This window comes from Leifsonia sp. McL0618 (genome assembly GCF_049994905.1).
Classification (GTDB): Bacteria; Actinomycetota; Actinomycetes; order Actinomycetales; family Microbacteriaceae; genus Diaminobutyricibacter.
Genome location: NZ_CP188258.1, coordinates 1,036,811 through 1,061,337 on the forward strand (window position 1 = coordinate 1,036,811; position 24,527 = coordinate 1,061,337).

The 24,527-nt window shown below is 68.2% G+C and carries 20 protein-coding genes; 10 read left to right on the top strand and 10 right to left on the bottom strand.

Features of this window, described 5'->3' with window-relative positions:
• Positions 1-9 precede the first annotated feature (9 nt).
• Together ACPPVQ_RS05050 and ACPPVQ_RS05055 are read left to right on the top strand one after the other, a co-directional pair.
• The gene (locus ACPPVQ_RS05050; RefSeq protein WP_426519267.1) at positions 10-636 is read left to right on the top strand and encodes a MerR family transcriptional regulator; all 627 of its coding nucleotides are present in this window, start codon (positions 10-12) and stop codon (positions 634-636) included.
• Positions 633-1,568, top strand: coding sequence for a hypothetical protein (locus ACPPVQ_RS05055; protein WP_426519269.1), 936 nt, complete (start codon positions 633-635; stop codon positions 1,566-1,568). The genes ACPPVQ_RS05050 and ACPPVQ_RS05055 overlap by 4 nt, the downstream gene beginning before the upstream one ends.
• Positions 1,569-1,661: 93 nt before the next feature.
• Here the strand turns inward: ACPPVQ_RS05055 and ACPPVQ_RS05060 are convergent, their stop codons facing one another.
• The 4 genes from ACPPVQ_RS05060 to ACPPVQ_RS05075 form a co-directional block, all read right to left on the bottom strand.
• Entirely contained in the window at positions 1,662-3,158 is a 1,497-nt protein-coding gene (locus ACPPVQ_RS05060; RefSeq protein ID WP_426519271.1) for an APC family permease, read from the bottom strand.
• A gap of 311 nt (positions 3,159-3,469) precedes the next feature.
• The gene (locus ACPPVQ_RS05065) at positions 3,470-4,837 is read right to left on the bottom strand and encodes an NAD-dependent succinate-semialdehyde dehydrogenase (RefSeq protein WP_426519273.1); all 1,368 of its coding nucleotides are present in this window, start codon (positions 4,835-4,837) and stop codon (positions 3,470-3,472) included.
• A gap of 89 nt (positions 4,838-4,926) precedes the next feature.
• A complete protein-coding gene (locus tag ACPPVQ_RS05070) occupies positions 4,927-5,652 on the bottom strand; it encodes a cache domain-containing protein (RefSeq protein ID WP_426521401.1) in 726 nt (241 codons plus the stop codon).
• A complete protein-coding gene (locus ACPPVQ_RS05075; RefSeq protein WP_426519275.1) occupies positions 5,645-6,418 on the bottom strand; it encodes a FadR/GntR family transcriptional regulator in 774 nt (257 codons plus the stop codon). The genes ACPPVQ_RS05070 and ACPPVQ_RS05075 overlap by 8 nt, the downstream gene beginning before the upstream one ends.
• 108 nt (positions 6,419-6,526) lie before the next feature.
• On the opposite strand from ACPPVQ_RS05075, the gene ACPPVQ_RS05080 reads away from it, so the two are divergent.
• The 3 genes from ACPPVQ_RS05080 to ACPPVQ_RS05090 are packed head-to-tail and all read left to right on the top strand — an operon-like array spanning position 6,527 to position 10,391.
• Positions 6,527-7,720, top strand: a complete 1,194-nt coding sequence (locus ACPPVQ_RS05080; RefSeq protein ID WP_426519277.1) for a CaiB/BaiF CoA transferase family protein — start codon at positions 6,527-6,529, stop codon at positions 7,718-7,720.
• A gap of 20 nt (positions 7,721-7,740) precedes the next feature.
• Positions 7,741-8,904, top strand: coding sequence for an acyl-CoA dehydrogenase family protein (locus tag ACPPVQ_RS05085; RefSeq protein ID WP_426519279.1), 1,164 nt, complete (start codon positions 7,741-7,743; stop codon positions 8,902-8,904).
• The gene (locus tag ACPPVQ_RS05090) at positions 8,901-10,391 is read left to right on the top strand and encodes an aldehyde dehydrogenase family protein (RefSeq protein WP_426519281.1); all 1,491 of its coding nucleotides are present in this window, start codon (positions 8,901-8,903) and stop codon (positions 10,389-10,391) included. Before ACPPVQ_RS05085 ends, ACPPVQ_RS05090 begins: the two co-directional genes overlap by 4 nt.
• A 229-nt stretch (positions 10,392-10,620) precedes the next feature.
• Here ACPPVQ_RS05090 and ACPPVQ_RS05095 read toward each other — a convergent pair whose 3' ends face one another.
• Together ACPPVQ_RS05095 and ACPPVQ_RS05100 are read right to left on the bottom strand one after the other, a co-directional pair.
• The gene (locus ACPPVQ_RS05095) at positions 10,621-12,078 is read right to left on the bottom strand and encodes an aspartate aminotransferase family protein (RefSeq protein WP_426519283.1); all 1,458 of its coding nucleotides are present in this window, start codon (positions 12,076-12,078) and stop codon (positions 10,621-10,623) included.
• An 11-nt stretch (positions 12,079-12,089) separates the two neighbouring features.
• Positions 12,090-13,574 (bottom strand): CoA-acylating methylmalonate-semialdehyde dehydrogenase, encoded by a 1,485-nt coding sequence (locus ACPPVQ_RS05100; protein ID WP_426519285.1) that lies wholly within the window; start codon positions 13,572-13,574, stop codon positions 12,090-12,092.
• Between the two features lie 176 nt (positions 13,575-13,750).
• On the opposite strand from ACPPVQ_RS05100, the gene ACPPVQ_RS05105 reads away from it, so the two are divergent.
• Positions 13,751-15,340: a PucR family transcriptional regulator gene (locus tag ACPPVQ_RS05105; RefSeq protein ID WP_426519287.1), complete on the top strand. Its 1,590-nt coding sequence runs from the start codon at positions 13,751-13,753 to the stop codon at positions 15,338-15,340.
• Between the two features lie 37 nt (positions 15,341-15,377).
• On the opposite strand, the gene ACPPVQ_RS05110 is transcribed toward ACPPVQ_RS05105, so the two are convergent.
• From ACPPVQ_RS05110 to ACPPVQ_RS05120, 3 genes are all read right to left on the bottom strand, one after another.
• Entirely contained in the window at positions 15,378-16,346 is a 969-nt protein-coding gene (locus tag ACPPVQ_RS05110; protein ID WP_426519289.1) for a hypothetical protein, read from the bottom strand.
• 148 nt (positions 16,347-16,494) lie between these two features.
• Positions 16,495-16,839 carry a cupin domain-containing protein gene (locus ACPPVQ_RS05115; protein WP_426519291.1) on the bottom strand — a complete coding sequence of 115 codons (345 nt, stop codon included), beginning with the start codon at positions 16,837-16,839 and terminating at the stop codon, positions 16,495-16,497.
• Positions 16,840-16,959: 120 nt separating this feature from the next.
• Positions 16,960-18,387: an NAD(P)/FAD-dependent oxidoreductase gene (locus ACPPVQ_RS05120; protein WP_426519293.1), complete on the bottom strand. Its 1,428-nt coding sequence runs from the start codon at positions 18,385-18,387 to the stop codon at positions 16,960-16,962.
• 160 nt (positions 18,388-18,547) lie between these two features.
• Here ACPPVQ_RS05120 and ACPPVQ_RS05125 point away from each other — a divergent pair, with 160 nt between their 5' ends.
• Entirely contained in the window at positions 18,548-18,994 is a 447-nt protein-coding gene (locus tag ACPPVQ_RS05125; RefSeq protein WP_426519295.1) for a hypothetical protein, read from the top strand.
• 132 nt (positions 18,995-19,126) lie between these two features.
• Here the strand turns inward: ACPPVQ_RS05125 and ACPPVQ_RS05130 are convergent, their stop codons facing one another.
• The gene (locus ACPPVQ_RS05130) at positions 19,127-20,617 is read right to left on the bottom strand and encodes a helix-turn-helix domain-containing protein (RefSeq protein ID WP_426519297.1); all 1,491 of its coding nucleotides are present in this window, start codon (positions 20,615-20,617) and stop codon (positions 19,127-19,129) included.
• 127 nt (positions 20,618-20,744) lie between these two features.
• Here ACPPVQ_RS05130 and aceA point away from each other — a divergent pair, with 127 nt between their 5' ends.
• From aceA to ACPPVQ_RS05145, 3 genes are all read left to right on the top strand, one after another.
• Positions 20,745-22,082 (top strand): isocitrate lyase, encoded by a 1,338-nt coding sequence (aceA, locus tag ACPPVQ_RS05135; RefSeq protein WP_426519299.1) that lies wholly within the window; start codon positions 20,745-20,747, stop codon positions 22,080-22,082.
• A 22-nt stretch (positions 22,083-22,104) separates the two neighbouring features.
• Positions 22,105-23,742 carry a malate synthase A gene (gene aceB, locus ACPPVQ_RS05140; RefSeq protein ID WP_426519301.1) on the top strand — a complete coding sequence of 546 codons (1,638 nt, stop codon included), beginning with the start codon at positions 22,105-22,107 and terminating at the stop codon, positions 23,740-23,742.
• A gap of 249 nt (positions 23,743-23,991) precedes the next feature.
• A complete protein-coding gene (locus ACPPVQ_RS05145) occupies positions 23,992-24,525 on the top strand; it encodes an N-acetyltransferase family protein (RefSeq protein ID WP_426519303.1) in 534 nt (177 codons plus the stop codon).
• The last annotated feature ends 2 nt before the right edge of the window (positions 24,526-24,527 follow it).

Here is a 24,527-nt window from a genome sequence, read left to right on the forward strand (position 1 = left end):
TATCACTGCATGGTCATCACCGAACTCGCAGAACTCTCCGGCATCCCGGCGCCGACGATCAAGTACTACGTGCGCGAGGGCCTGCTGCCGGCGGGGGAGCGGGTCGGAGGCAACCGCACCGAGTACGACGAATCCCACGCCCACCGGCTGAAGCTCATCCGGGCGATGCTCGAGGTCGGCAAGCTGTCGATCGGAGCGATCTCCGGCGTGCTCGCCGTTCTCGACGATCCGGATACCACGATCGTCGACACCTTCGACATCGCCCAGCGCGCGCTGTCCCGTGACACCGTCTCCGGCATCTCCCGCGGATCGGATGCTGCGCTCGAGCGTGTGGACGGCGTGTTGGATCGCGCCGGCTGGACCGACTGCGCCGACAACCCGGGACGCGAGATCGCGGCCAGGGTGGTCGACGCGTTCGACCGGGCCGGACATCCGCTCCCCGACTCGTACCTCGATGCCTACGCCGCCTCGGCGCAGCGGATGGCCGAAGCCGACCTCGGGGCGATCGCCGAGCTGGCCGACCCGACCGACATGGCCGAGCTCATGGTCGTCGGCACGGTGCTCGGCGACACCCTCTCCGCGGGTCTGCGACGTATCGCGCAGGCCTACATCACAACAGAAAGGCGCATCTCATGAAAGTCGTCTTCGCGTGGCACCGTCCCCTGATGACGGTCGCCGCACTCATGGTGGTCTGTGCCGCCGTGTGCCTCGCCGGCCTCGTGTTCGACCACCGGATCGTGACCGGTGTCGACACCTGGCTGAAGCCCCTGAAGTTCTCGATCTCGATCTTCCTCTACAGCGTCACGTGGGCCTGGCTCATCGCGCACCTGCCCCGCTGGCGCCGCTTCGCCCACACCGTCGGCACGGTGATCGCCGTCGCCCTGATCGTCGAGCAGGTCGCGATCGTCGGGGCTGCGGCGGCGGGCACCACGAGCCACTTCAACGTCAGCACACCCTTCGCCACGACCGTCTGGGCGATCATGGCGGTCTCGATCACCACCCTCTACGTGTGCACCTTCCTGACCACGATCGCCGTATTCTTCCTGAGGCTGCCGACTGCGTCGACGACGTTCGCCGTGCGCGCAGGCGCGGTCATCGCACTCATCGGCATGGGGCTCGCCTACCTGATGACGAGCCCGACGTCGCAGCAGCTCGCGAACTTCCAGGGGATCGTCGGCGCTCACACGGTCGGGCTTGCGGATGGCGGACCCGGTATCCCGCTCCTCGGCTGGAGCACCGTCGGAGGCGACCTGCGCATCCCGCATTTCGTCGGAATGCACGCGCTGCAGCTGTTGCCGCTCTTCGCCATCCTCCTCGGCTGGCTGGGACGGCGGCTGACTGTGCTGGCCGACGACCACGTGCGGCTGCGCCTCGTCGTCGTCGCGGCTTTCGTCTACGTGGCCGTGCTCGCGCTTGTGACGTTCCAGGCGCTCGCCGGCCAGTCGATCGTGCACCCCGCCGGAGTTTTCCTCGCGGGCGGCTGGATCATCGCGGCGCTGGCTGTCGCCTTCGGAGCCGCTGCCTTGTTCGTGCCCCGGCCCCGCGCATCCGTCCCGCAAGCGGCCTGAACGGCGAGTGTCGCCGTTCCCACCGAAAGTCGCCGCTGTGGCGGGTCATCTCGGCAGGAACGGCGACACTCGCTCGCCGCCGCCGCAGAACAGCTAACGGCGTGCGCGGAGCAGTTCGGCGACGTGGATCGCGTCGCCTTCCGGTGCTGTCGACTTGCGGTCGGGGCGTGCAGCGAACAGGTAGATCAGTCCAGTGCCGGCGACGATGGCGAGACCGATCAGCACGATCCAGTCATTGACGAAGACGCCGCTGTGGCCCGGCCACGCGAGCAGGATCATTGCGAAGATCCCGTACGCGAGCGCGATCACGTTGACCACGAAACCGCCCTTACCCAGGTTGAACGGGCCGGCGGGCTTCCATCCCTTGATCCGCTGCCGCAGGGCGGCGAGCACGACCGACTGGAATGCGACGTAGATGCCGAGCACGGCGAACGACGTGATCTGGGTGAGCAGCTCGGGCGGGCCGAGATAGATGATCACGCAGATCAGGAGCGGGATGACGCACGCGACGATCAGCGCGTTCGTCGGCACCTTGCTGCGCGGCGACACTTTCGAGAGCCACTTGTGCCCCGGTACCATTCCGTCGCGCGCGAACGAGAAGAGCAGCCGGCTGGCGGCCGCCTGCAGGCTCAGCACGCAGGAGAGGAACGCGGTGAGCGCGACGATGAGGAAGATCTTCGCGCCGACATCGCCGAGAGCGGCCTGCAGAATACCGGGGATGGGGTCTGCGTCCTTGCCGTCGACGATCGACTGCAGGTCGGGCGCAGCCATGACGTAGCCACCGAACGCGAACAGCGAGGAGACGCCACCGACGAGGATGGTCAGGATCATGGCACGGGGGATGCGGCGGGCCGGGTTCTCGACCTCTTCAGCGACGTCACCGCACGCTTCGAACCCGTAGAAGAGGAACAGGCCGGCGAGCGCTGCACCGAGGAACGCGGTGATGTACGGACCGTTGCCTTCGACGCCCATCGAGTTGAAGAACACGCTGAACGACTGGTGGCGCTGGAAGATCAGCAGGTACAGGCCCACCGCGATGACGCCGATCAGCTCGGCTGCGAGGCCGATGCGAGCGACGCGGCCCAGCGTCCTGGTTCCCGAGAAGTTGAACCCGAGGGCGACGACCAGGAAGAGGATCGACAGGAGTACGGTCACCTCCTTGGTGACCGGGATGTTGAACAGGCTGGCGAGGAAGCCGCTGCCGAACTCGGCGACCGCGGTGATCGTGACGATCATGGCCCAGATGTAGATCCAGGCCGCCATCCACGCATACCGGCGACCCCAGAGTCGCCGCGTCCACGGGTAGATGCCGCCGTGGATCGGGTACTGCGAGACGACTTCGCCGAACACGAGCGAGACCAGGAGCTGGCCGGCGCCCACGATGACGAGCCAGAAGATCGAGGGCGGGCCGCCCGTGCTGACGGCGAGTGCGAAGAGGGAGTAGACGCCGACGAGCGGCGAGAGATAGGTGAAACCGAGGGCGAAGTTCGCCCACAGTGACATCGATCGGTTGAAGGAATCCTCGTACCCCAGGACCGCCAGATGCTCGCTGTCGGCGAGGTGGTCGGAGGTGGACGGATCTGCAGACATCGTTGCCTTCCGGGTTGGACCAGAGGGCCGTGTGCGGTCACCGTTGACCGGGGGCACCTCGTAGTGTGTGCCCAATATAGTGGGAAGCGGGGCTAAAACCTATAAAACAGGATGTTTGCGCCCGGAGTGTCGATTTCGTCGGTATTTTGCCACCTGCACGACCTGTTCCGGCCGAGAATCGCCGTCTGAACGTACGATCTCGCCCGAACGTGACAATTCCGGTCGAGCGTGACCCGCGGGGCGGGCACCCTCGACCGGAACGGTCACACTCGGCGCGGTTGCCGACCGTGCGGCGACCGGTCGCGGCGCGGTCAGCCGCCGATGCGGATCATCTTCTTGTTGACGAACTCGTCGGCGCCGAAGCGGCCGAGCTCGCGGCCGGAGCCGGAGCGCTTGATGCCGCCGAAGGGCAGTTCGGCGCCGTCAGCGCCGACGACGTTCACGAACACCATGCCGGCTTCGATGCCATCGGCGACACGCAGCGCCTGGTCCTGGTCGGTGGTGAACACGTACGATCCGAGCCCGAACGGGGTGTCGTTGGCGAGAGCGACGGCTTCGGCTTCCGACCCGACCTTGTAGACGGCGGCGACCGGCCCGAAGAACTCCTCACGATAGGCGTCGTTGTCGGGCTTGACGTCGGTCAGCACAGTGCTCGTGAAGTAGGTGCCCTCGCGAGTGCCTCCGGCGACGAGTGTTGCACCCTGCTCGACGGCGCGGTCGACCTGGTCGGCGAGGCGGTCGGCGGCTGCGGCCGATGACAGCGGCCCGAGCACGGTGTCGGCAGACGTCGGGTCACCCGGCGTTGCGCCGGTGATCGCTGCGGTGAACTTGTCGAGGAACGGCTGGTACAGGTCGTCGATGACGATGAAGCGCTTGGCGGCGTTGCAGGCCTGACCGTTGTTGTCGAGGCGCGCGGCGACGGCGGCGTCGACCGTCGCATCCAGATCGTTCGTCGACAGCAGGATGAACGGGTCGGAGCCGCCCAGTTCGAGCACGACCTTCTTGAGGTGGCGGCCCGCGATCTCGGCGACGGCGGCGCCGGCGCGCTCCGAACCGGTGAGCGACACGCCCTGCACGCGCGGGTCGGCGATGACCGTCTCGATCTGATCGTGTGACGCGTAGATGTTCGTGTATGCGCCCGCCGGGAAGCCGGCGTCGTGGAAGATCTGCTCGATCGCTGCCGCCGACTCCGGGCACTGCTCAGCGTGCTTGAGCAGGATCGTGTTGCCGATGATGAGGTTGGGGCCGGCGAAGCGCGCCACCTGGTAGTACGGGAAGTTCCACGGCATGATGCCGAGCAGCACGCCGAGCGAGCTGCGGCGGATGAGCGCCGAGCCTTCGCCCGCCAGCAGCGTGATCTGCTCGTCCTTCAGCAGGTCTTCGGCGTTGTCCGCGTAGTAGCCATAGATGTCGCCGCTGAAGTCGACCTCGCCCAGCGCTTGTTCGATGGGCTTGCCCATCTCGCGAACGATGATCTCGGCGAGCTCCTGGCGTCGCTCGAGGTGCAGTTCGCCCACCCGGCGGATGAGGGCGGCGCGCTCCGCGACGGTGGTGCTGCGCGACCAGGTGCGGTGGGCTTCCTCGGCGCCTGCGATGGCAGCGTCGAGTTCAGCGTCGGTGATCGTCGGATAGGACTTGACCGTCTCGCCGGTGGCCGGGTTGATGACTGCGTAGCTCATGGGAGTCTCCTTTTCAGGTGCACGCGCGCCCGCAGGGTCTGCAGCGATGCACACTCTCTTTCGTCAAACATATAACAACGGATGATTGTTCACGAAGGGTCCGTTTCGACGGCCAGGGCGAACGGAGTCCCCGCGCACGGGAGCAGCTGGTACCGGCTCGCGCCGGATGTGGGTGGATGGCCGGGCAGCAGCGTTCCGGCGGCGAGCGTCGGGTCTGTCGAGACCATCACGCGCCCCTGCTCGTTGACCAGTGTGACCGGCTGCTCGATGGCGAGGAGGGTCGGCAGCAGTTCCTGTTCGAGCCGCTTGACGTAGATATCGGCCCCGACGACCCCGATCATCGTGCCGTCGATCTCTGTCGGCATCGTGAGGGTGACGATGTAGTCGCAGGTGCACAGGTGGTCGACGTACGGCCCGGTGATGTGGGTCTGGTGGGTGGTCTCGGGGATGCTGTACCACTCCAGCGAACGGAAGTCGCGCAGGTAGTCGGCGTACCCCCGCGTCGACAGGTCGAGCTTCGTCGGGCTATCGGTCGTGCCCATCAGCGGGTTGTCCTGCAGAGGACCGAGCCACCACGCGAAGTGCACGTCGCGGCCGCGCACGTAGTCGGGTGCGGCGATGAAGCCCGCGCCGATGAGGATCGCGTCGTCGGCGGTGAGTGACGGCAGCACCAGTGCTGCAGCGAGTTCGTCGAGCTTCGCCGTCGTGGTTTCCGTCGGGCCCGCGGCGATGGTCTCGCGCCACTGCCCGAGCAGGCCGAAGACGCCGTCGAAGAGCGAGCTGACGAGGCGTGCCCCGTCGTCGACGCTAACCATCCAGAACACCGCCCTTCTCGAGTCGCGCCCTGGCGGCGAGCAGCCATTCTGCGATCGACCGGATGAGCTGGGTGACCTGGGCGCGCGCGGCCTCACCGTCGCTCGCGGCGATGGCGTCGGCGATGGAGCGGGTGGCGTCGGACGTGCGGTCGCGCAGGCCGGCATCGGTCATCCCGAGCCAGAGCACAGGGCCGAACTCCGCCTGGAGCCTGATCTGCTCGCGGACGAGCCGCGTCGACTGGCTGAGCACGGCGAGTTCGAGGAAGAAGCCTCCGGCGTTGCGCCGCGCTTCGGCGGCGGTGGTGAAGTCGGCCGCGTCGAGCCACCCGCGCAGGCGCTCGTCGTCGGCTGGCGCCGAGCGCTCTGCGGCCCGGTCCGCGCAGGCTGCCGCGATCGCGGTGATGTAGACGGCGAGGTCGGAGAGCTCGACCTGCGAGAGGCCGCGCAGCCTGGCCCTCACCAGCGCGGCGTGCGGGGCCGGCGACGCGATCACGAAGCTGCCGCCGTCGCGACCGCGTCGCGTCTCGACGAGGCCGGCTTCGCGGAGGATGCCGAGGCCCTCCCGTGCGGTGACGAGCGCTACGCCGAATCGCCGGGCGAGTTCTGCTTCGCTGGGGAGGCGTTCGCCGGGTATCAGCACGCCGAGTACGATCGCATCCGTCAGCCGCTGGGCGACCTGTTCCGCGCGACCCGCTCCTGCGAGTTGCGCGAAGACCGCGTCCCGCGCACCTGGCGCGGAGCGGGTCTGCCCGGCGAGACTGGTCATGCATGCACCATGGATTCACACTATCCGCCCGAGACCAGGGCGGCGGCACGGACGGGCAAATCATTCGGTATAGAATGAATTTCTTCGAACACCGACGAGGAGGGCCGGATGAGCGACACAGCATCCCCGGGTGCGCTCACTGGAATCCGCGTAGCAGACTTCTCCCGCGTACTGGCGGGTCCGTACGCGACGATGATGCTCGCCGACTTCGGCGCAGACGTGATCAAGATCGAAAGCCCGGGCGGCGACGACACGAGGTCATGGACTCCGCCGGTCGATGCAGACGGGCAGTCGACCTACTTCGGGGCGGTCAACCGCAACAAGCGGTCGGTCGTCTGCGACCTGCACACCGAAGACGGACTGGCGAAAGCCCGTGCGATCGCGGCGACAGCCGACGTGGTCGTCGAGAATTTCCGCCCCGGTGTGATGGAACGATACGGACTCGACGCGGCGACCCTGCAGGCGGCGAACCCCGCACTCGTGTACTGCTCGATCTCCGGTTTCGGCCGGGAGCAGGGAGCCACGCTCGCGGGGTACGACCTGCTCGTCCAGGCGGTCGGCGGCCTCATGAGCATCACCGGCCAACCCGACGCGCCGCCCACGAAGGTCGGTGTCGCCGTGGTCGACGTGCTCACCGGGCTCAACGCGCTGTCGGGCATCCTGCTGGCGCTGCGTGAACGCGACCGCACCGGCCTCGGGCAGCGCGTCGACGTCGACCTGCTCACCTCCCTGCTCGCCGGACTCACCAACCAGGCCTCCAGCACTCTCGCCACCGGGATCTCGCCGACGCGGCTCGGCAACGCGCACCCCAGCATCGCGCCGTACGAAGTGTTCGAGGCGTCCGACCGGGAACTCGTGGTCGCCGTCGGCAACGACAAGCAGTTCCGCTCGTTCGCCACGATCCTCGAACTGCCCCAGCTCGCCGACGACCAGCGCTTCGCGACCAACGCGTCGCGCGTCTCCCACCGCGGTGAGCTGCGCGAAACGATCAACGACGCTCTGTGCGTCCGCTCGGCAGCGCACTGGGTGTCCGCCTGTGCGGCGACGGGAGTCCCGGCCGGGCTCGTCAACAGCGTCGGTGAGGCGTTCGACTTCGCGGCATCGCTCGGGCTCGATGCGGTCGCACAGACCTCAGACGAGGCGACCGGCCGCATCCAGATACAGCCGGCCAACCCCATCCACCTGTCGCACGTGCCCGCGCGCTACGAGCGCGTCGCACCAGCGCTCGGCGAACACGACGGCGCCGTCTGGCTCGACGAGGCGGCGCGGGCATCCGTCGCCGACGTACCGGCACAACCCTAGAAAACGGAAGAAGGCACCCCGTGGGCACCCTGCTCGAGGACGCGTTCAGCATCGAACCCCTGCTCAGCGACGAGGAGCGCGGCTGGGCGGCCACGGCACGCGCGTTCGCGACCGACCGCATCCTGCCGGTCATCGAGCAGGACTTCGAAGACAAACACTTCCGCCGCGAATTCGTCGGCGAACTGGGAGCGCTCGGGCTGCTCGGAATGCACCTCACAGACGAGGGATGCGCCGGCGCCGGCGCCGTCAGCTACGGCCTGGTCTGCCTGGAGCTCGAAGCAGCAGACAGCGGATGGCGCACCTTCGTCTCGGTGCAGGGGTCGCTGGCGATGAGCGCGATCTCCAAATTCGGATCGGACGAACAGAAACACGAATGGCTCCCGCCCATGGCGCGCGGCGAACGCATCGGCTGCTTCGCCCTCACCGAACCGGGAGGCGGCAGCGACCCGGCGGGTATGCTCACCTTCGCGCACCGCGACGGGGACGACTGGGTGATCCGCGGCAGCAAGCGGTGGATCGGGCTCGCCAGCATCGCAGACGTCGCAGTCGTCTGGGCGGCGACCGACGACGGTGTTCGCGGGTTCCTCGTGCCGACCTCGACCCCCGGATTCACGGCGACGCCGATCGACGGCAAACTGTCGATGCGTGCATCCATCCAGTGCGACATCGTGCTCGACGATGTGCGGGTGCCGGCTTCCGCGCTACTGCCGGGCGCGCACGGCCTGTCCGGGCCGTTCAGCTGCCTCAACGAAGCCCGGTACGGCATCGTGTGGGGCGCGATGGGGGCTGCGCGCTCCTGCCTCGAGGCGGCACTCGGCCGGGCGACGAGCCGCGAAGTCTTCGGCAAGCCGATCGGGGCCACCCAGCTGGTGCAGCAGAAGCTGGCCAACATGTTCGTCGAATACGAGAAAGGGGTGCTGCTCGCACTGCACCTCGGACGTCTCAAAGAGCGCGGCGAGCTGACGCCCACCCAGATCAGCGTCGGAAAGCTCAACAGCGTGCGAGAGGCGCTCGCGATCGCGGGGGAGGCGCGCAGCATCCTCGGCGGCGACGGCATCACGAACGCCTTCCCGGTCATGCGGCACCTGGCGAACCTCGAGTCGGTGCGCACCTACGAGGGGACGGATGAGATCCACACCCTCGTACTCGGCCGCGCGCTCACAGGGCTGGCGGCGTTCGCATGAGCGCGGGAGAAGGTGTGGCAGCGGGCGCGGTCGACGCGGAGGTGGGAGCCGCGGTGGATGCGGCCGTCGCGCGTGCTGTTGCGAGCGGGACCGGGTCGACGTCGCGGGCCGATCGCGCGGCGTGGCTGGAGGCGCTCGCTGCAGCGCTCGAAGAACACCGTGGCGAGCTCATCGCGATCGCCCACCGCGAGACGCACCTGAGCGAGACGCGACTCGACGGCGAGGTGACCCGCACGGCCGCGCAGCTGCGCTTCTTCGCCGGGGTCGCCCGCGAGGGAAGCTACCTCGAAGCGACACTCGACTCGCCCGACCCGTCGACGACGCCGCCGCGCCCTGACCTGCGCCGGATGCTGCGACCGATCGGCGCGGTCGCCGTGTTCACGGCATCCAATTTTCCGTTCGCCTTCTCGGTGCTCGGCAACGACACAGCGTCGGCGCTGGCGGCGGGATGCGCGGTCGTGGTGAAAGCGCATCCAGGCCACCCGGAACTGTCACGGCGCACTGCCGAGCTGGCGGTCGCTGCGCTCGCCGGTGCGGGCGCGCCCGACGGCGTGATCACGCTGGTCGAAGGGGTCGAGGCGGGCGTGGCGCTGGTGCAGCATCCGTCGATCGCAGCCGTCGGCTTCACGGGGTCGGCGCGCGGCGGACGGGCGCTGTTCGACCTGGCGTGCGCGCGGCCGGCACCGATCCCGTTCTACGGGGAGCTCGGGAGCATCAACCCGGTCGTGATCACGGAGGCTGCGGCGAAAGACCGCGCGGCCGAACTCGCGGCAGGCCTCGTCGGCTCGTTCACGCGCGACGGCGGCCAGTACTGCACGAAGCCCGGGCTGGTGTTCGTGCCGGCCGGCACCGGCTTCGAGGATGCGCTGGCTGCGCTGGTAGCGGACGCCCCGGCCCAGCGCCTGCTGACGCAAGGGATGAGCGGCGCGTTCGCACGGGGAGCGGATGCGTTCGCCCGGCGCGACGACGTCGACGTCATCGGTACCGTGCGCGAACTCTCGGACGGTGTCGATGTGACTGCCCCGAGCGCGCCGGTGGCGATTCTCGTGGATGCGCAGCACTTCGTGGCGTCGAGTGAAGACTTCCTGGCCGAGTGTTTCGGCCCGCTGACCGTCGTTGTGCGATACGTCGACGAGGCGGAACTGAACGCGGCGATCGGAGAACTCGAGGGGTCGCTGACTGCGACGATCCAGCACGCACCGGATGAGGACGTTGCGGCGCTCACGACTGCGCTGTCCGGCGTCGCGGGACGAGTCGTCTTCAACGGATGGCCGACGGGAGTGGCGATCGCATGGGCGCAGCATCACGGAGGGTCCTGGCCGGCGACGACGGCATCCGTGCACACGTCCGTCGGCGCGACGGCGATCCGCCGGTTCCTGACGCCGGTCGCCTACCAGGACGCACCGGCTTCGGCGCTGCCGCTCGAGCTGCGCGACGGCAACCCGCTCGGCATCCCGCGCCGCGTGGACGGTGCGCTGCGCGCGTAGCGGTCGCGGTCGCGCGAACGCGCTCCGCGCCCGGCGCGAGTGGCGCGAGTGGCGCGCCCGGCGCGAGTGGCGCGAGTGGCGCGCCCGGCGCGAGTGGTGCGAGTGGCGCGCCCGGCGCGATTGGCGCGAGTAGCGCGCCCGGCACGAGTGTGCCTGTTCCGGTCGAGCGTGGCGCTTGTGGCGGGCACGCTCGACCGGAACGGTAACTCTCGGCGCGTTACTGGGCCGGCTACTCCGTGAAGCGGTCGGCCACGGTGAGTGCCGCGTCGATGGCAGCGAGGCCACGGCGCAGTTCGGCTTCGCTGATGATCAGCGGCGGTGCGATGTGGATACGGTTGAAGTGGGTGAACGGCCACACTCCCGCGGCCTTGCATGCTGCGGCGACCTCACCCATCGGGGCGGCGTCGGCGCCGGCGGCGTTGAACGGAACAAGAGGCTCGCGCGTGTCGCGCGAGCGCACCAGTTCGAGCGCCCACAACAGTCCGCGGCCGCGCACCTCGCCGAGTGACGGGTGACGCTCGAGCCACGAGGTGATCTCGGGCTCGATGACACGCTCGCCGAGGTCGCGCACGCGCTCGAGGATGTCGTCGCGCTCGAACACGTCGAACGTCGCAACGCCGGCTGCGCAGGCGAGCGGATGCCCGGAGTAGGTCAGGCCGCCCTGGAACGGCACGTCGTCGAAGAACGATGCGATGCGGTCGGAGATGACGACGCCGCCGAGCGGTACGTAGCCCGAGTTCACGCCTTTGGCGAAGGTGATCAGGTCTGGAGTGACCCCGAACGCATCGACCGCGAACCATTCGCCGATGCGGCCGAACCCGACCATGACCTCGTCGGCGATATAGACGATGCCGTACTTGTCGCACAGTGCACGCACACCGGCCAGGTAGCCGGGCGGCGGAACGAGCACGCCGTTGGTTCCGACGACCGTCTCGATGATGATCGCAGCGACGGTCGATGCGCCTTCGAGCACGATCACGTTCTCGAGGTGTTCGAGCGCGCGCTGCGTCTCTTCGTGCGGTGTGGTGGCGTGGAAAGCCGACCGGTACAGGTACGGGCCGAAGAAGTGGGCGACGGATGAGTCGCTCGGCTCGTTCGCCCAGCGGCGGGGGTCGCCGGTGAGCGAGATGGCCGTCGACGTGCCGCCGTGGTACGACCGGTACATCGAGAGCACCTTGCGGCGGCCGGTGACGCGGCGGGCCATTCTGACGGCGTACTCGTTGGCATCCGCTCCGCCGTTGGTGAAGAACACCTTGTTGAGGTCGCCGGGTGCCACTTGGGCGATGCGTCGGGCGAGTTCGCCGCGCACGTCGCTCGCCATCGACGGCTGGATGGTGGCGAGTCGGCCCGCCTGGTCCTGAATCGCGCGAACGAGGTCTGGGTGCTGGTGACCCAGGTTGAGGTTCACGAGCTGCGAGCTGAAATCGAGGTAGGCGTTGCCGTCATAGTCCCAGAACGTTGAGCCTTCACCCGCCGCGATGGGCAGCGGGTTGATCTGGGCCTGCGCGCTCCAGGAGTGGAAGACGTGGTTGCGGTCATCGGAACGCACCTGCTGCTCTGCGGCGGCATCCCCGAACGCGTGCCTGTTGCCGAGCCGGTCGGTGTAGCCGGTCACAGAGCGGGTCACAGAGCCTGTCACGGCGCCGGTCGCGGCATCCGCCTGCGTGGCCTGAATGGTGTCTGTCATGGTGGTGCCTTTCAGGAGTTGCCGGGGAACGCGAGTTCGATCTTGGAGTGCACCGGGTCGGGCCAGCGCGAGGTCACGACCTTGCTACGCGTGTAGAAGTGGAACGATTCCGGGCCGTAGATGTGCGCGTCGCCGAAGAGCGAGTTCTTCCAGCCGCCGAACGAGAATGCACCGATCGGCACCGGGATGGGCACGTTGACTCCGACCATGCCGACCTCGATCTCGAATTCGAACTGGCGGGCTGCTCCACCGTCGCGGGTGAAGAGTGCGACGCCGTTGCCGTACTGGTTGGAGTTGACGAGGGCGATCGCCTCGTCGAGGGTGTCGACGCGCACGACCGACAGCACCGGGCCGAAGATCTCGTCGGTGTAGACGCGCATGTCCGTGGCGACATTGTCGAGCAGGCTGACACCGATGAAGAATCCGTCGTTGTCGAAGGCCTTCTGCGAACCGTCGACGACGACGGTCGCGCCCTCGCCGGCGGCGCCGGTCACATAGGAGGCGACCTTGTCGCGGTGCTCGCGCGTGATCAGCGGGCCCATCTCGGAGTCGGCGTGGGTGCCGTCTCCGATGACGAGGCCGCCGAGGCGGCGTTCGATGGCGGCGACGAGCGGGTCGCCGACCTCGCCGACGGCGACGAGCACGCTGACGGCCATGCAACGCTCGCCGGCAGAGCCGTACGCGGCGGAGACGGCGGCGTCGGCGGCCGCTTCGATGTCTGCGTCTTCGAGCACGACCATGTGGTTCTTCGCGCCGCCGAGTGCCTGGACGCGCTTGCCGTTGGTGCTCGCTCGCTGGTAGATCGACTGGGCGATCGGGGTGGATCCGACGAAGCTGACAGCGTCGACGTCGGGGCTGTCGAGGATGGTGTCGACGGCGACCTTGTCACCGTGCACGACGTTGAGCACGCCGGCAGGCAGCCCGGCCTCGAGGAACAGCCGTGCGAGGAAGACCGACGCGGACGGGTCCTTCTCGCTCGGCTTGAGCACGACGGTGTTGCCGCACGCGATGGCGCTGGCGACCATCCACAGCGGGACCATCACCGGGAAGTTGAACGGCGTGATGCAGCCGACGACTCCGACGGGCTGCTTGACGCTGTGCACGTCGATGCCTGTCGAGACCTGCTGGCTGTACTCGCCCTTGAGGAGGTTGATGAGCCCGGATGCGAACTCGACGTTCTCGAGGCCGCGCCCGATTTCGCCTGCCGCGTCGGAGAGTACTTTGCCGTGCTCGCTGGTGACGATCGCGGCGAGTTCGGAGGTGCGCTCCTTGAGGAGGTGGCGGAGGCGGAACATGACGTCCGCACGCTTGGTCAGGCTCGTTGCGCGCCAGGCCGGAAGGGCGGCCTTGGCGGCTGCGATCGCGGCCTCGACGTCGGAGACGGAGCCGAGGACGACCTCGTGCTGCTGCTCTCCGGTCGCGGGGTTGAAGACGGGTCCGGTGCGTTCGGCGGTGCCGAACTCTTCGCCGTTGACGACGTGTCGAATGAGGGCCACGGTCGGCCTACCTCTCTGAACGGGCCGGCAGCGACACCTTCGTGCGCCGCTGCCGGACAAAATGCCCGGGCTGGGCACTAGGCTTACATCCCAATGATTGCAGAGCAGTTCGGGAGGACTCGTTGGCAGATCGTCGCAGCTTTGGTGCTGACAGTACACATCGTCCGGCGGTAGGCGTGCCCACGGGCGATGCCGGTGCGGTGCTGCCTACGATCCGCGAGGTTCTCCGGTTCGATGAGGTCGCCGGCGCGCTGCCTGAGGTGCTCGCCGGTGCCGATCATCTCGACCGGCCGGTGCGGTGGGTGCACGTGACCGAGACCGCCTCGGTCGCCCACCTCGTGAGTGGCGGGGAACTCCTGTTCTCGACCGGCGTCGGCTGGCCGAGCGACGACGCGGGCCTGCGCGGCTTCGTCGCGCAGCTCGTCAGCGCCGGAATCGCTGGGCTGGCCCTCGAGCTCGGAGTGCGATTCGACGCCGTGCCCGCCGCTCTGATCGCCGAAGCGACCGCCCTCGGCCTCCCCCTGATCGTGCTCCACCGCGAAGCCCGGTTCGTGGCCATCACCGAGGCGGTGCATTCCCGGATCATCTCGGACCAGATGGCGGCGCTGCGTGCCCGGGACGACATCCACGCCCTCTTCACCGAGCTGAGCCTGCGGGGGAGCCCTGCCGACTTCATCGTCTCCCAGGTCGGTCGCGTGCTCGGCGCGCCCGTTGTGCTCGAGAACCTCAACCACCAGGTCGTCGCGTTCGAGGCGCTCGACGCCGGTGACGACGTGCTCGACGAGTGGGAACAGCGCTCGCGACAGGCGCACCGAGCTCAGGACACTGACTGGCTGATCACGCCCGTCGAAGCGCGCGGGATCCGCTGGGGCCACCTCATCGCGTTGCCCGGCGAACCGCACCCGGCAGGCCGGTCGAACGTGCTCGAGCAGGCGGCCGTGGCGCTCGCGCTCAGCCGACTGGCCGACCGCGACGCCGACGAGTGGACCAGGCAGAGTCACGAGCACCTGCTCCGTGCGCTCGTCGGGGGACGCTTCAGCAGCGAGAGCGGCCTGGTCGCGCGATTCGAAGCCGCCGGCATCGCGGTGCGCGGGCGGCGGCTGGTAGGTCTCGCACTGGCTTCGCGTTCCGGCACGGCCGACGCCTCCGCCGCGCTCGCCGCGGCACGCGAGATCGGCGTGGATGCGCTGGCCGGCGCGCATCCGACCGCATCGCGAGCGCAGCTCATCGTCGCCCTGTCGCTCGGTCAGAACCAGCAGCTGACCGACCACGCAATCGACACCTTCGCTCGTCGTTATTCGCATGCAGCAAGTCTTGCCGTCGAAGAACTCGTCGTGTCGGTCGGAGCCGAAGCTGTGGACATCCCGGGTCTGCTCGCCTCTGTGGAGGAGGCGACAGAGCTGCTCGCCCGCAACGGCGGGAGCAAACGCCGCAACCTCACGGTGTACCGGGTGGACAGCAGGCCGTTGCTGCGCTTCATCAATTCCTTCGGAAGCGATCCACGGCTCCAGGCGCACAGTGAGCAGATGCTCCGGCCACTGATCGAGTACGACCTCGATAACGGGGGCGACCTGCTCACGGTGCTGCACGCCTACGCCGCGAATCCGGGCAACCGCACGAAGGCGGCCGCGTCGAGCCATCTCTCCCGGTCGGTCTTCTACCAGCGGATAGCCCTCATCGAGGACCTTCTCGGTGCCGACCTCGACGACGGCGAGACCGTGAGCGCCCTCCACGCAGCGCTCCTGGCGAGACGGGTGTCTGCCTGACCCGTCTCTCCGCGGCCGCGAAAGGTGCGAAAAGGAGTCAATCGCCGCGACGAAGTCCACTTCTTGCACCTTTCGCGAGAAGAAGGCCGAGACGCTGAAGACGATCGTCGAATTCCTGACGCCTGCCGAAAAGGTGCTGCGCCGTAACCCTGACCACCTCGTAGCCGGCGCGCCGAAACAGTTCCTCACGGTCGATATCGAGCTGCCATTGCCGACGATCGACGCGGTGACCGTCACCTTCGTACTCGAAGGTGACCCGGGCATCCGGAAGAAGGAGGTCGGGATGCAGCACAAGGTTCCCATCAGCAACAGCCACGGGAGGCTGCACGTCGGGCTCAGGCAGACCTGCCTCGACAAGTCGCAGGCGGAGAAGTGTTTCCGGCGCCGAGTCAGCACCAAAGCGGATGCGCTCCAGAGCCCAGGCACGATTGACTGCACCGCGCTTTCCGCCGAACCGCTCCGACGCATTCACCAGCTCGGCGAGATAGGCAACCGGTTCACGGTTACGCGAGCCCACAAGAAAGTCTCCGGCAGCGACCAGGTCAGATCGCCCCACCCGCGTCGACAGTTGGCACCATAGATCGACCGGCGAACAGGTCGGATACTTGTCTCGAGCTAGGCCGACGCGGACATCCGCAGATATCCGATGTCCTGCCACACCTGCCGCACGCGGTGGAGTGCGTGGCGCGCGCACACTGACGTGTACGGAGCCAGTCGGGAGGTTTGGCGGGAGCGGGATGCCCACAAGCGCGGCGCCGGTGTCGTGGCTGAACCACTGGCCTGGCAGCATCCGCACCAGGTATGCATCACAGAGTTGCCTAACGACATCACCGGGTCGATCAGGTTGGCCGGGCTCATCCGTGCCCGCCAGCGTATTCACCCCGTAGAACGGATGCTCGATCGAGCCGACGCGGAGCCGCCAGGCTCCAACTCCGTGAACAGCGGCAGTGGAGGTGGAGAAATGCGTCGACCGCAACTCTGGCGGGAGCTCGAGCGGGCGGCGCATCCCAATAGGATGCCGGTCGCCCGTCAAGCCCGTGCCTCCGATGCCGAATCTGTGGAAAACCACGGCAACGAAACGAAAGGTGCGAGAAGTAGTGAACTGTTCGCGCTTAGGCCACTTCTCGCACCTTTCGCGCGCGAGAGCGCTCCGCCTACGCCAGGTACACCTTCCGCAGCGTCTCCGTCACCGTCCACACCGTGCGGGCGCCCGCGCGAAGCTGCACCACATCGCCGGGCCCGAGCAGCATCCACGCTCCCGTGTCGACGAATTCGACCGTCGCCCGCCCCGACACCACCACGAACAGCTCGTCGGCTTCGACGTCGCTCATCGCTCCGGGCGTCATCTCCCACACGCCGACCTCGTGGGCGCCGAACGTGCCGAACGCAGTTGCGCCGGTCGCGGGCGCACCGGTCACCACCTGCCCGACCGGTACGGGCTCGAGGTCGAGCTCGAGGTCGGCGGCTCCGATGCGGCCGACCGTTTCGAGTGCATCCATGTGAACAGTGCTCCTATGCGCTGGCGAGGGAGATGTGCCTCAGCCTGACAGCGCCGGTGGTGTCGGGGGAGTCGGTCACAGTGAGCTCCTTGCTGAGGTGTGCGGGGTTTTCGGGCCGAATCAGGAGTCGAAGCCGAGGCCGACCGCGTCGAGCGTCTTGAGGAACAGGTTGCGCTTGCCGTCGTTGTGGTCGGCGCGGTCGAGCGACCAGCGCGTCAGGTTGATGCCGAGGGATGCGGCCGGCTCCGGCGGAAAAGGCAGCGGGCGGCTCTTCACCATCTCGAGCTCGGTGCGCTCGGTCGAGCGTCCTTCGAGCAGGTCGAGCATCACCTGCGCGCCGAAATGGGTGGATGCGACTCCGAGACCGGTGAACCCGGTCGCGTAGGCGACGCGTCCGTCCCGCGCACTGCCGAAGAACGCGCAGAAGCGGCTGCACGTGTCGATGGCGCCCGCCCACTTGTTGGTGAAGCGGATGCCCTCCAGCTGCGGGAACGTGGTGAAGAAGTGGCTCGCGAGGCGCTGGAACGTCTCCGGGCGGTCCTCGTACCCGTCGCGCACCCGGCCGCCGTAGTGGTAGATCGCGTCGTAGCCGCCCCAGAGGATGCGGTTGTCGCGGCTCAGCCGGTAGTAGTGGAACTGGTTGGCGGCGTCGCCGAGACCCTGGCGGCCCTCCCAGCCGATGGACGCGAGTTGCGCATCCGTCAGCGGTTCGGTCATCAGCACGTAGTCGTAGACGGGCACGGTCGCGAGCCGGTTGCGTTTCAGCAGCGACGGGAAGACGTTGGTCGCGAGGGCGACCTTGTGTGCGCGCACCGTGGCGCGCGGAGTCCGGAGTTCGGCGCCCTGCGTGACGCTGAGGCTGCTGGTGTCGAGGCCTTCGACGGGTGTGTGCTCGTGGATCTCGACCCCGAGCTCTGCGCAGGCGCGCGCGAGTGCCACGGTCAGCTTCGCCGGGTGGATGAGGGCTGAGTCGCGGGGGCGGAACAGTCCGGCCTCGAAGGTGGGCGAGTTCACCTGGGCGCGTACGGCATCCGCGTCGAGGAAGACGGCCTCGTCGCCGTTCGCACCCTCGCGCATCCACTCGACCTGGTGCGGTTCGGTCGCGATGTCGATCGCGCCGTTGCGCTCGAAGTCGCAGTCGAGGCCCAGCTCGTTCACGGTGCGCTCGATGTCGTCGAGGTTCGCCCGGCCGAGCTTCTGAAGCTGGTCGAACTCTTTCGGAAACCGGGTGCGCCCGTTCTCGTCGCCGTGGGTGAGGCTGGATTCGCAGAAACCGCCGTTGCGCCCCGATGCGGCCCAGCCGATCCGCTTCGCCTCGAGCAGCACGACCCGGGCCGACGGGTTCTCGCGCTTGGCGAGCAGCGCGGTCCACAGGCCCGAGTAGCCGCCGCCGACGACCGCGAGGTCGCAATGCGTGTCGGCGGCCAGGGCCGCATAGTCGTCTGCCGGGGCGTCCTCGATCCAGAACGGGGACTGGCGCGTGCCCGACAGTGCGTGGCCGATGACGGATTCGTCCGGTCGCGCTCTTTCGAAAACTGTGCTGCCCACGTCGATCCCCGCCTCTTCGCTTTGGTTCCTGTCATTCTGTCGGGGACCGCGTGACCCTGACGCCGGATTCCGTCGCGAAATCGTGATTTTCCGGCCATTCCGTCCGGCGTAGCGCCGGGAATAAGGTCAGGGTGACTGCATATCCTTTTGGGGGGATCACATGAAACGTCGCAGGCTTTTGCGCGCTCTCGCGGTGGCCGGTGCGGGGGCGCTCGCTATTGCCGCAGGCATTTCCGGATGCTCGGCGGGGGCAGCAAGCGACCCGCCCGCACCCGTTCCGACGCCGACGGTGACCGTCACGACGACGGCTGCGCCGACCCCGGCCGTACCGTCGCCGGACGACCCGATCGACGCGATGACGGCATGGACCGCGTGCGCTGTGCTCGGCGAGGCGGAATACATCAACCGGACGCCGGGGGCGACATTGCGTCCGTACGACGCGGCACACGCGCCGACCAGGAACCCCGACGGGACCTGGAACGTCATCGTCTCGATGGCGCCGCCGCCCGGAGTGCACGACGGTTTCGCCAGCATCGTCGCGTTGTGCGACATCTCGGGCACCCTCGGCGCGCCCACCCTCACCCGCTGGACCCTCAAAGACGTCTGACCCCTGACCTCGGCCAAACCTCGTCGACCACAGGAAAAAGCATGCTGAATCCGAGTCTTGGCGTGTTTTTCCCTGTGCTCGACGCACGTGGCGGGCGCGGCGCGGGCGCGGCGCGGGCGCGGAGCGCGCGGGTCAGTGGGGCTGGTGGCGCTCGAGAAAGGTGTAGACCTCGGTCGAGTCGACGCCGGGGAAGGTGCCCGTCGGCAAGGCCGCGAGCAGGCTCGTCGGGGTGCGCGCGCTCGGCCACGACTGGCCTTCCCACTTCTCGGCAAGGGCCGTCGGGGCGCTCCGGCAGCACGATTCGTCCGGGCACCGTGACACTGCCCGGTGCGGCGTCTCCCGCCCGCGGAACCACTTGACGTGCTCGAACGGCACGCCGACACTCACCGAGTAGTCGCCTTCCTTGGCCTTCTCGATGCGCGAGGTGCACCAGAACGTGCCGCGCGGCGTATCCGTGTACTGGTAGTACGGGCTGAACCGGTCGTCGACGTCGAATACGGTGCGGGCGGTCCAGCTGCGGCAGACGGTGGTTCCCTCGATCGCTCCCAGCGCATCCGACGGGAACGCGACGGAGTCGTTCTCGTACGCCTTGATGATCGTGCCCGACTCGTGGACTTTCATGAAATGCACCGGGATGCCGAGGCGAGCGGTGGCGAGGTTGGTGAAGCGATGCGCGGCCGTCTCATACGAGACCGCGAAAGCGTCGCGCAGGTCCTCCATCGAGATGCGGCGGAAGTTCTTGGCCTCGGCCAGGAACGCGACGGCGTCTCTCTGCGGCAGCAGGATCGCTGCGGTCAGGTAGTTGGTCTCCACGCGCTGGCGCAGAAAGTCGGCGTAATTTCTGGGTTCGTCGTGGCCGCAGAGGTGTGAGGCGAACGCCTGCAGGATCGGAGAACGCGAGTCGCGCGAGGCGGACTGCTCGGTCGGCAGGTAGATGCGCCCGTTGCGCTTGTCGGTGACCGAGCGCGTCGAATGCGGCAGGTCGCCGACGTAGTGCAGCGAGAATCCCAGGTGGCTCGCCATGTCGGAGACCACCTGGTGCGACACCGGTCCGCCGGTGTGGCCGACGGCGGCGAGCAGGTCGGTGGCCATGTCTTCGAGCTCGCCGAAGTAGTTGTCGCGGGCGCGCATCGTGCGCCGCAGCTCAGCATTCGCACGTCGTGCCTCCTCTGGAGTGGCCGCCCGTTCGCGGTGCAGGCGCTCGACCTCCTGGTGCAGCGCGAGGATCGTGCGCAGGTTCTCGTCGCTCTGCGCCTTGGAGATCCGCACCGGTTCGAGCCCGAGCGCTGCGAACACCGGCCCGCGCTGCGCGCGCTCGACCGCGATCTCGAGGGCGGCTCGCTCGTTCGGCGGCTCCGGCGAGAGCAGGTCGTCGACGGTGACGGAGAGGGCGGATGCGATCGAGCGCAGGAGGGCGAGCCGCGGTTCGCGGTTGCCGTTCTCGATCGTGGAGACCTGCGACGGCGCACGGTCGATGGCGGCCGCGAGGGCGTCGAGCGTGAGCCCGCGCTGGATGCGGAACGCCCGGACGCGCCGCCCGAGCGTGAGCGCGTCGACATCGGCGCCGGTGTCGTCGTCATCGGCGGTGAACGTGATCGTTGCGGTGGCTTCGCTGCCCGTCATGCAGGACATGCTGACACGGCGCGGAAGTTCTGACAAACAGAAGAACGGCGAAAGTTCTGCTCGCCAATCCTCTCCATGGGTCTTGCGCACCCCGAATGATCGGAGAAACAGCACCCGCCCGACCCCGATGGAGGACCCCGTGAGCACCGCAGAGAACATCCAGAGCCGACCCGGCGACGTGACCCAGACCGCAGCCGAGTTGCAGCTCGAATGGGATGCGGACCCGCGCTGGGAGGGCATCCGCCGCGACTACACCGCCGCTGATGTCGTCGCTCTCCGCGGGACGGTCCGCGAAGAGCGCACGCTCGCACGTCGCGGCGCCGAGAAGCTGTGGGACCTCATCCACGATTCGGGCACCGCGGACGACCCGCAGTGGGTCGCAGCCCTGGGTGCGCTCACCGGTAACCAGGCCGTACAGCAGGTGCGCGCCGGACTCACAGCCATCTACCTCTCGGGCTGGCAGGTCGCCGCCGACGCGAACCTCTCCGGCCAGACATACCCCGACCAGAGCCTCTACCCGGCCAACTCGGTGCCCGCCGTCGTTCGCCGAATCAACAATGCGCTGCTGCGCGCCGACCAGATCTCGGCCGGCGAAGACGGCACCGACCGGCGCGACTGGCTGGCGCCGATCGTGGCGGATGCCGAGGCCGGCTTCGGCGGCCCGCTTAACGCCTACGAACTCATGCAGTCGATGATCGAAGCCGGCGCGGCCGGCGTGCACTGGGAAGACCAGCTGGCGAGCGAGAAGAAGTGCGGGCACATGGGAGGCAAGGTGCTTGTGCCGACCGGGCAGCACATCCGCACACTGAACGCGGCGCGGCTCGCGGCCGACGTCGCGGGCGTGCCCACCGTCGTGATCGCCCGCACCGACTCGCTCGCGGCGACGCTGCTCACCAGCGACCACGACGAGCGCGACCGGGAGTTCCTCACCGGCGGACGCACCGCTGAAGGGTTCTACGAGGTGCGCAACGGCATCGACCCGGTGATCGCGCGGGGTCTCGCCTACGCGCCGTATGCCGACCTGCTGTGGGTCGAATCCGCCGAACCCGACCTGGAGCTCGCACGGACGTTCGCCGAGCGCATCCACCGTGACTTTCCCGGCAAGAAACTCGCCTACAACTGTTCGCCGTCGTTCAACTGGAAATCCCATCTCGACGACGACCAGATCGCCCGGTTCCAGCGTGAGCTCGCCTCATACGGTTACGCGTTCCAGTTCATCACGCTGGCCGGGTTCCACGCCCTGAACCATTCGATGTTCACGCTCGCGCAGGACTACGCGGAGCGTCACATGAGTGCCTACGTCGAACTGCAGGAAGCCGAGTTCGCCTCCGAGCGCAACGGCTACACCGCGACCCGCCACCAGCGGGAGGTCGGCACGGGCTATTTCGACCGCATCGCGACCGCGCTCAACCCCCACAGCGCGACGCTCGCCCTGGTCGGCAGCACCGAGTCCGAACAGTTCTGACAAGACCGACAGGAGAAAGACCATGATCGAGATCACGGGAGCGATCGAGGATCGCTTCGACGAAATACTGACCCCCGAGGCGATCGGGTTCCTGCGGGAGCTCCACGAGCGCTTCGCCGCACGCCGGCACGATCTGCTGGCCGAGCGCCTGCGCAAACGCGTCGACGCCGCGAACGGGCGCGACCCGCAGTTCCTCGCCGAGACGCAGAGCATCCGTGAGGATGCGTCGTGGCGGGTCGCGGGCGCGGGCCCCGGCCTGGAGGACCGCCGCGTCGAGATCACCGGGCCGACCGATCCCAAGATGACCATCAACGCACTCAACTCTGGCGCGAAGGTATGGCTCGCCGACCTCGAAGACGCGACCAGCCCGACCTGGGCGAACGTCATCGGCGGCCAGCTCTCACTCTTCGACGTCGCGCGCGGCACCATCGCGTACACGAGCCCAGAAGGCAAGCAGTACGACGTCACGGCCGAGCGCACTCCGACCATCGTCATGCGGCCGCGCGGCTGGCACCTGGTCGAGAAGCACATCGAGTTCACCGACCGGGCTGGGCGCTCCATGGCGGCATCGGCCAGTCTCGTCGACTTCGGGCTGTACTTCTGGCACAACGCGGCCCGCCTCGTCGACGCCGGACGCGGGCCGTACTTCTACCTGCCGAAACTCGAGAGCCACGAAGAGGCCAGACTCTGGAACGACATCTTCGTGTTCGCGCAGGCGTACATCGGGATGCCCGCGGGCACCATCCGCGCGACCGTGCTCATCGAGACCATCCAGGCCGCGTTCCAGATGGAGGAGATCCTCTACGAACTACGCGATCACTGCGCCGGCCTCAATGCGGGACGCTGGGACTACATCTTCAGCATCATCAAGACCTTCCGGTCACGTGGCCGCCGGTTCGTCTTTCCCGACCGCAAGCAGATCACGATGACGGTCCCGTTCATGCGCGCGTACACCGAGTTGCTCGTCGCGACCTGTCACCGGCGCGGCGCATATGCCATCGGCGGCATGAGCGCGTTCATCCCCAACCGGCGCGATCCGCTGGTCACGGAGCAAGCGCTCGAGAAGGTCGGTGCGGACAAGCGACGTGAAGCCGGCGACGGGTTCGACGGCACCTGGGTCGCGCATCCGGACCTCGTCGCGACGGCGCAGGCGGAGTTCGACGCCGTGTTCGGCGACCGGCACAACCAGCTGGACCGACTGCGATCCGATGTGCAGGTCGACGGCGCCCAGCTGCTCGACATCAGCGCGATCGGGGGAGAGGTCACCCTCGACGGCGTGCGCGACAACGTCACCGTCGCCCTGCGCTACATCGAGTCCTGGCTCCGGGGTGTCGGCGCCGTCGCCATCGACAATCTGATGGAGGATGCGGCCACGGCGGAGATCTCGCGCTCGCAGCTCTGGCAGTGGGTCGAGAACCGAACCGTCACCGCTGAGGGCACGCTCGTCGACGCCCAGCTGGTGGCGCGCATCCTGGGCCACGAGCTCGTGCGCCTGTCGGGAACGCCGGGGGACCGCTTCGCGGAGGCGGCGGATGTGCTCACCGACGTCGCGCTGCAGCCCGAGTTCCCGACGTTCCTGACCATCGGCGCCTACGCGAGGTATCTCGTCGATGACGAGACGCACCCCGCGGCGGCCGCGCCGCTGGCGCTCGCCAGCTGAGGGGCCGGGCGCATCCGCCCGGTTCACAAAACAGGAGTTCGTGTGACGGGTGTGGCCCCTGAGACGCTTTTTGCGTCTCGGGGGTCACTTTCGTGTACTTCTGTCACACAGATTCCTGTTTTATGAACGCATGCGTTCAGCTCGCGGTGCGAGGGGATGTGGCAGAGGCGGCGGGATGGGCGGCTCGGTACGGCGGCGGTATGCGCGGCTCGGCAGGCGGCGGTATGCGCGGCTCGGTACAGTGGGCGGATGACCGTGAACGTCCGCCCGGCGACCCCAGCGGATGCGCCCGCGCTCGCGTCCGTCGCAGCCGTGACCTTTCCGCTGGCCTGCCCGCCCCACACGACCGACGAAGCGAAGGCCCGGTTCATCGCGACCGTGCTCTCGGAGGAACGGTTCACCGAATACCTGGCCGACCCCGCCCGCGACCTCCTGATCGCCGAGACGGACGACGGTGCCGCGGTCGGCTACGCGATGCTCGTCGATGGCGAACCCGCCGACCCGGACGCTGCCGGCGCGATCCGTGTGCGCCCGACCATCGAACTGAGCAAGTGTTATGTGCTCCCCGGTCACCACGGTGCGGGGGTCGCCGGCCTGCTGATGCGGGCCGGCATCGATGCGGCGACCGCGAGGAAGGCCGGAGGGATCTGGCTCGGCGTCAACGAAGAGAACGGGCGGGCCCAGCGCTTCTACGGCAAGCACGGGTTCGAGCGGGTCGGTTCGAAGCGCTTCCTCGTCGGCGACCGCCTCGAGCACGACTGGGTGATGGAGCGCGCATTCTGACG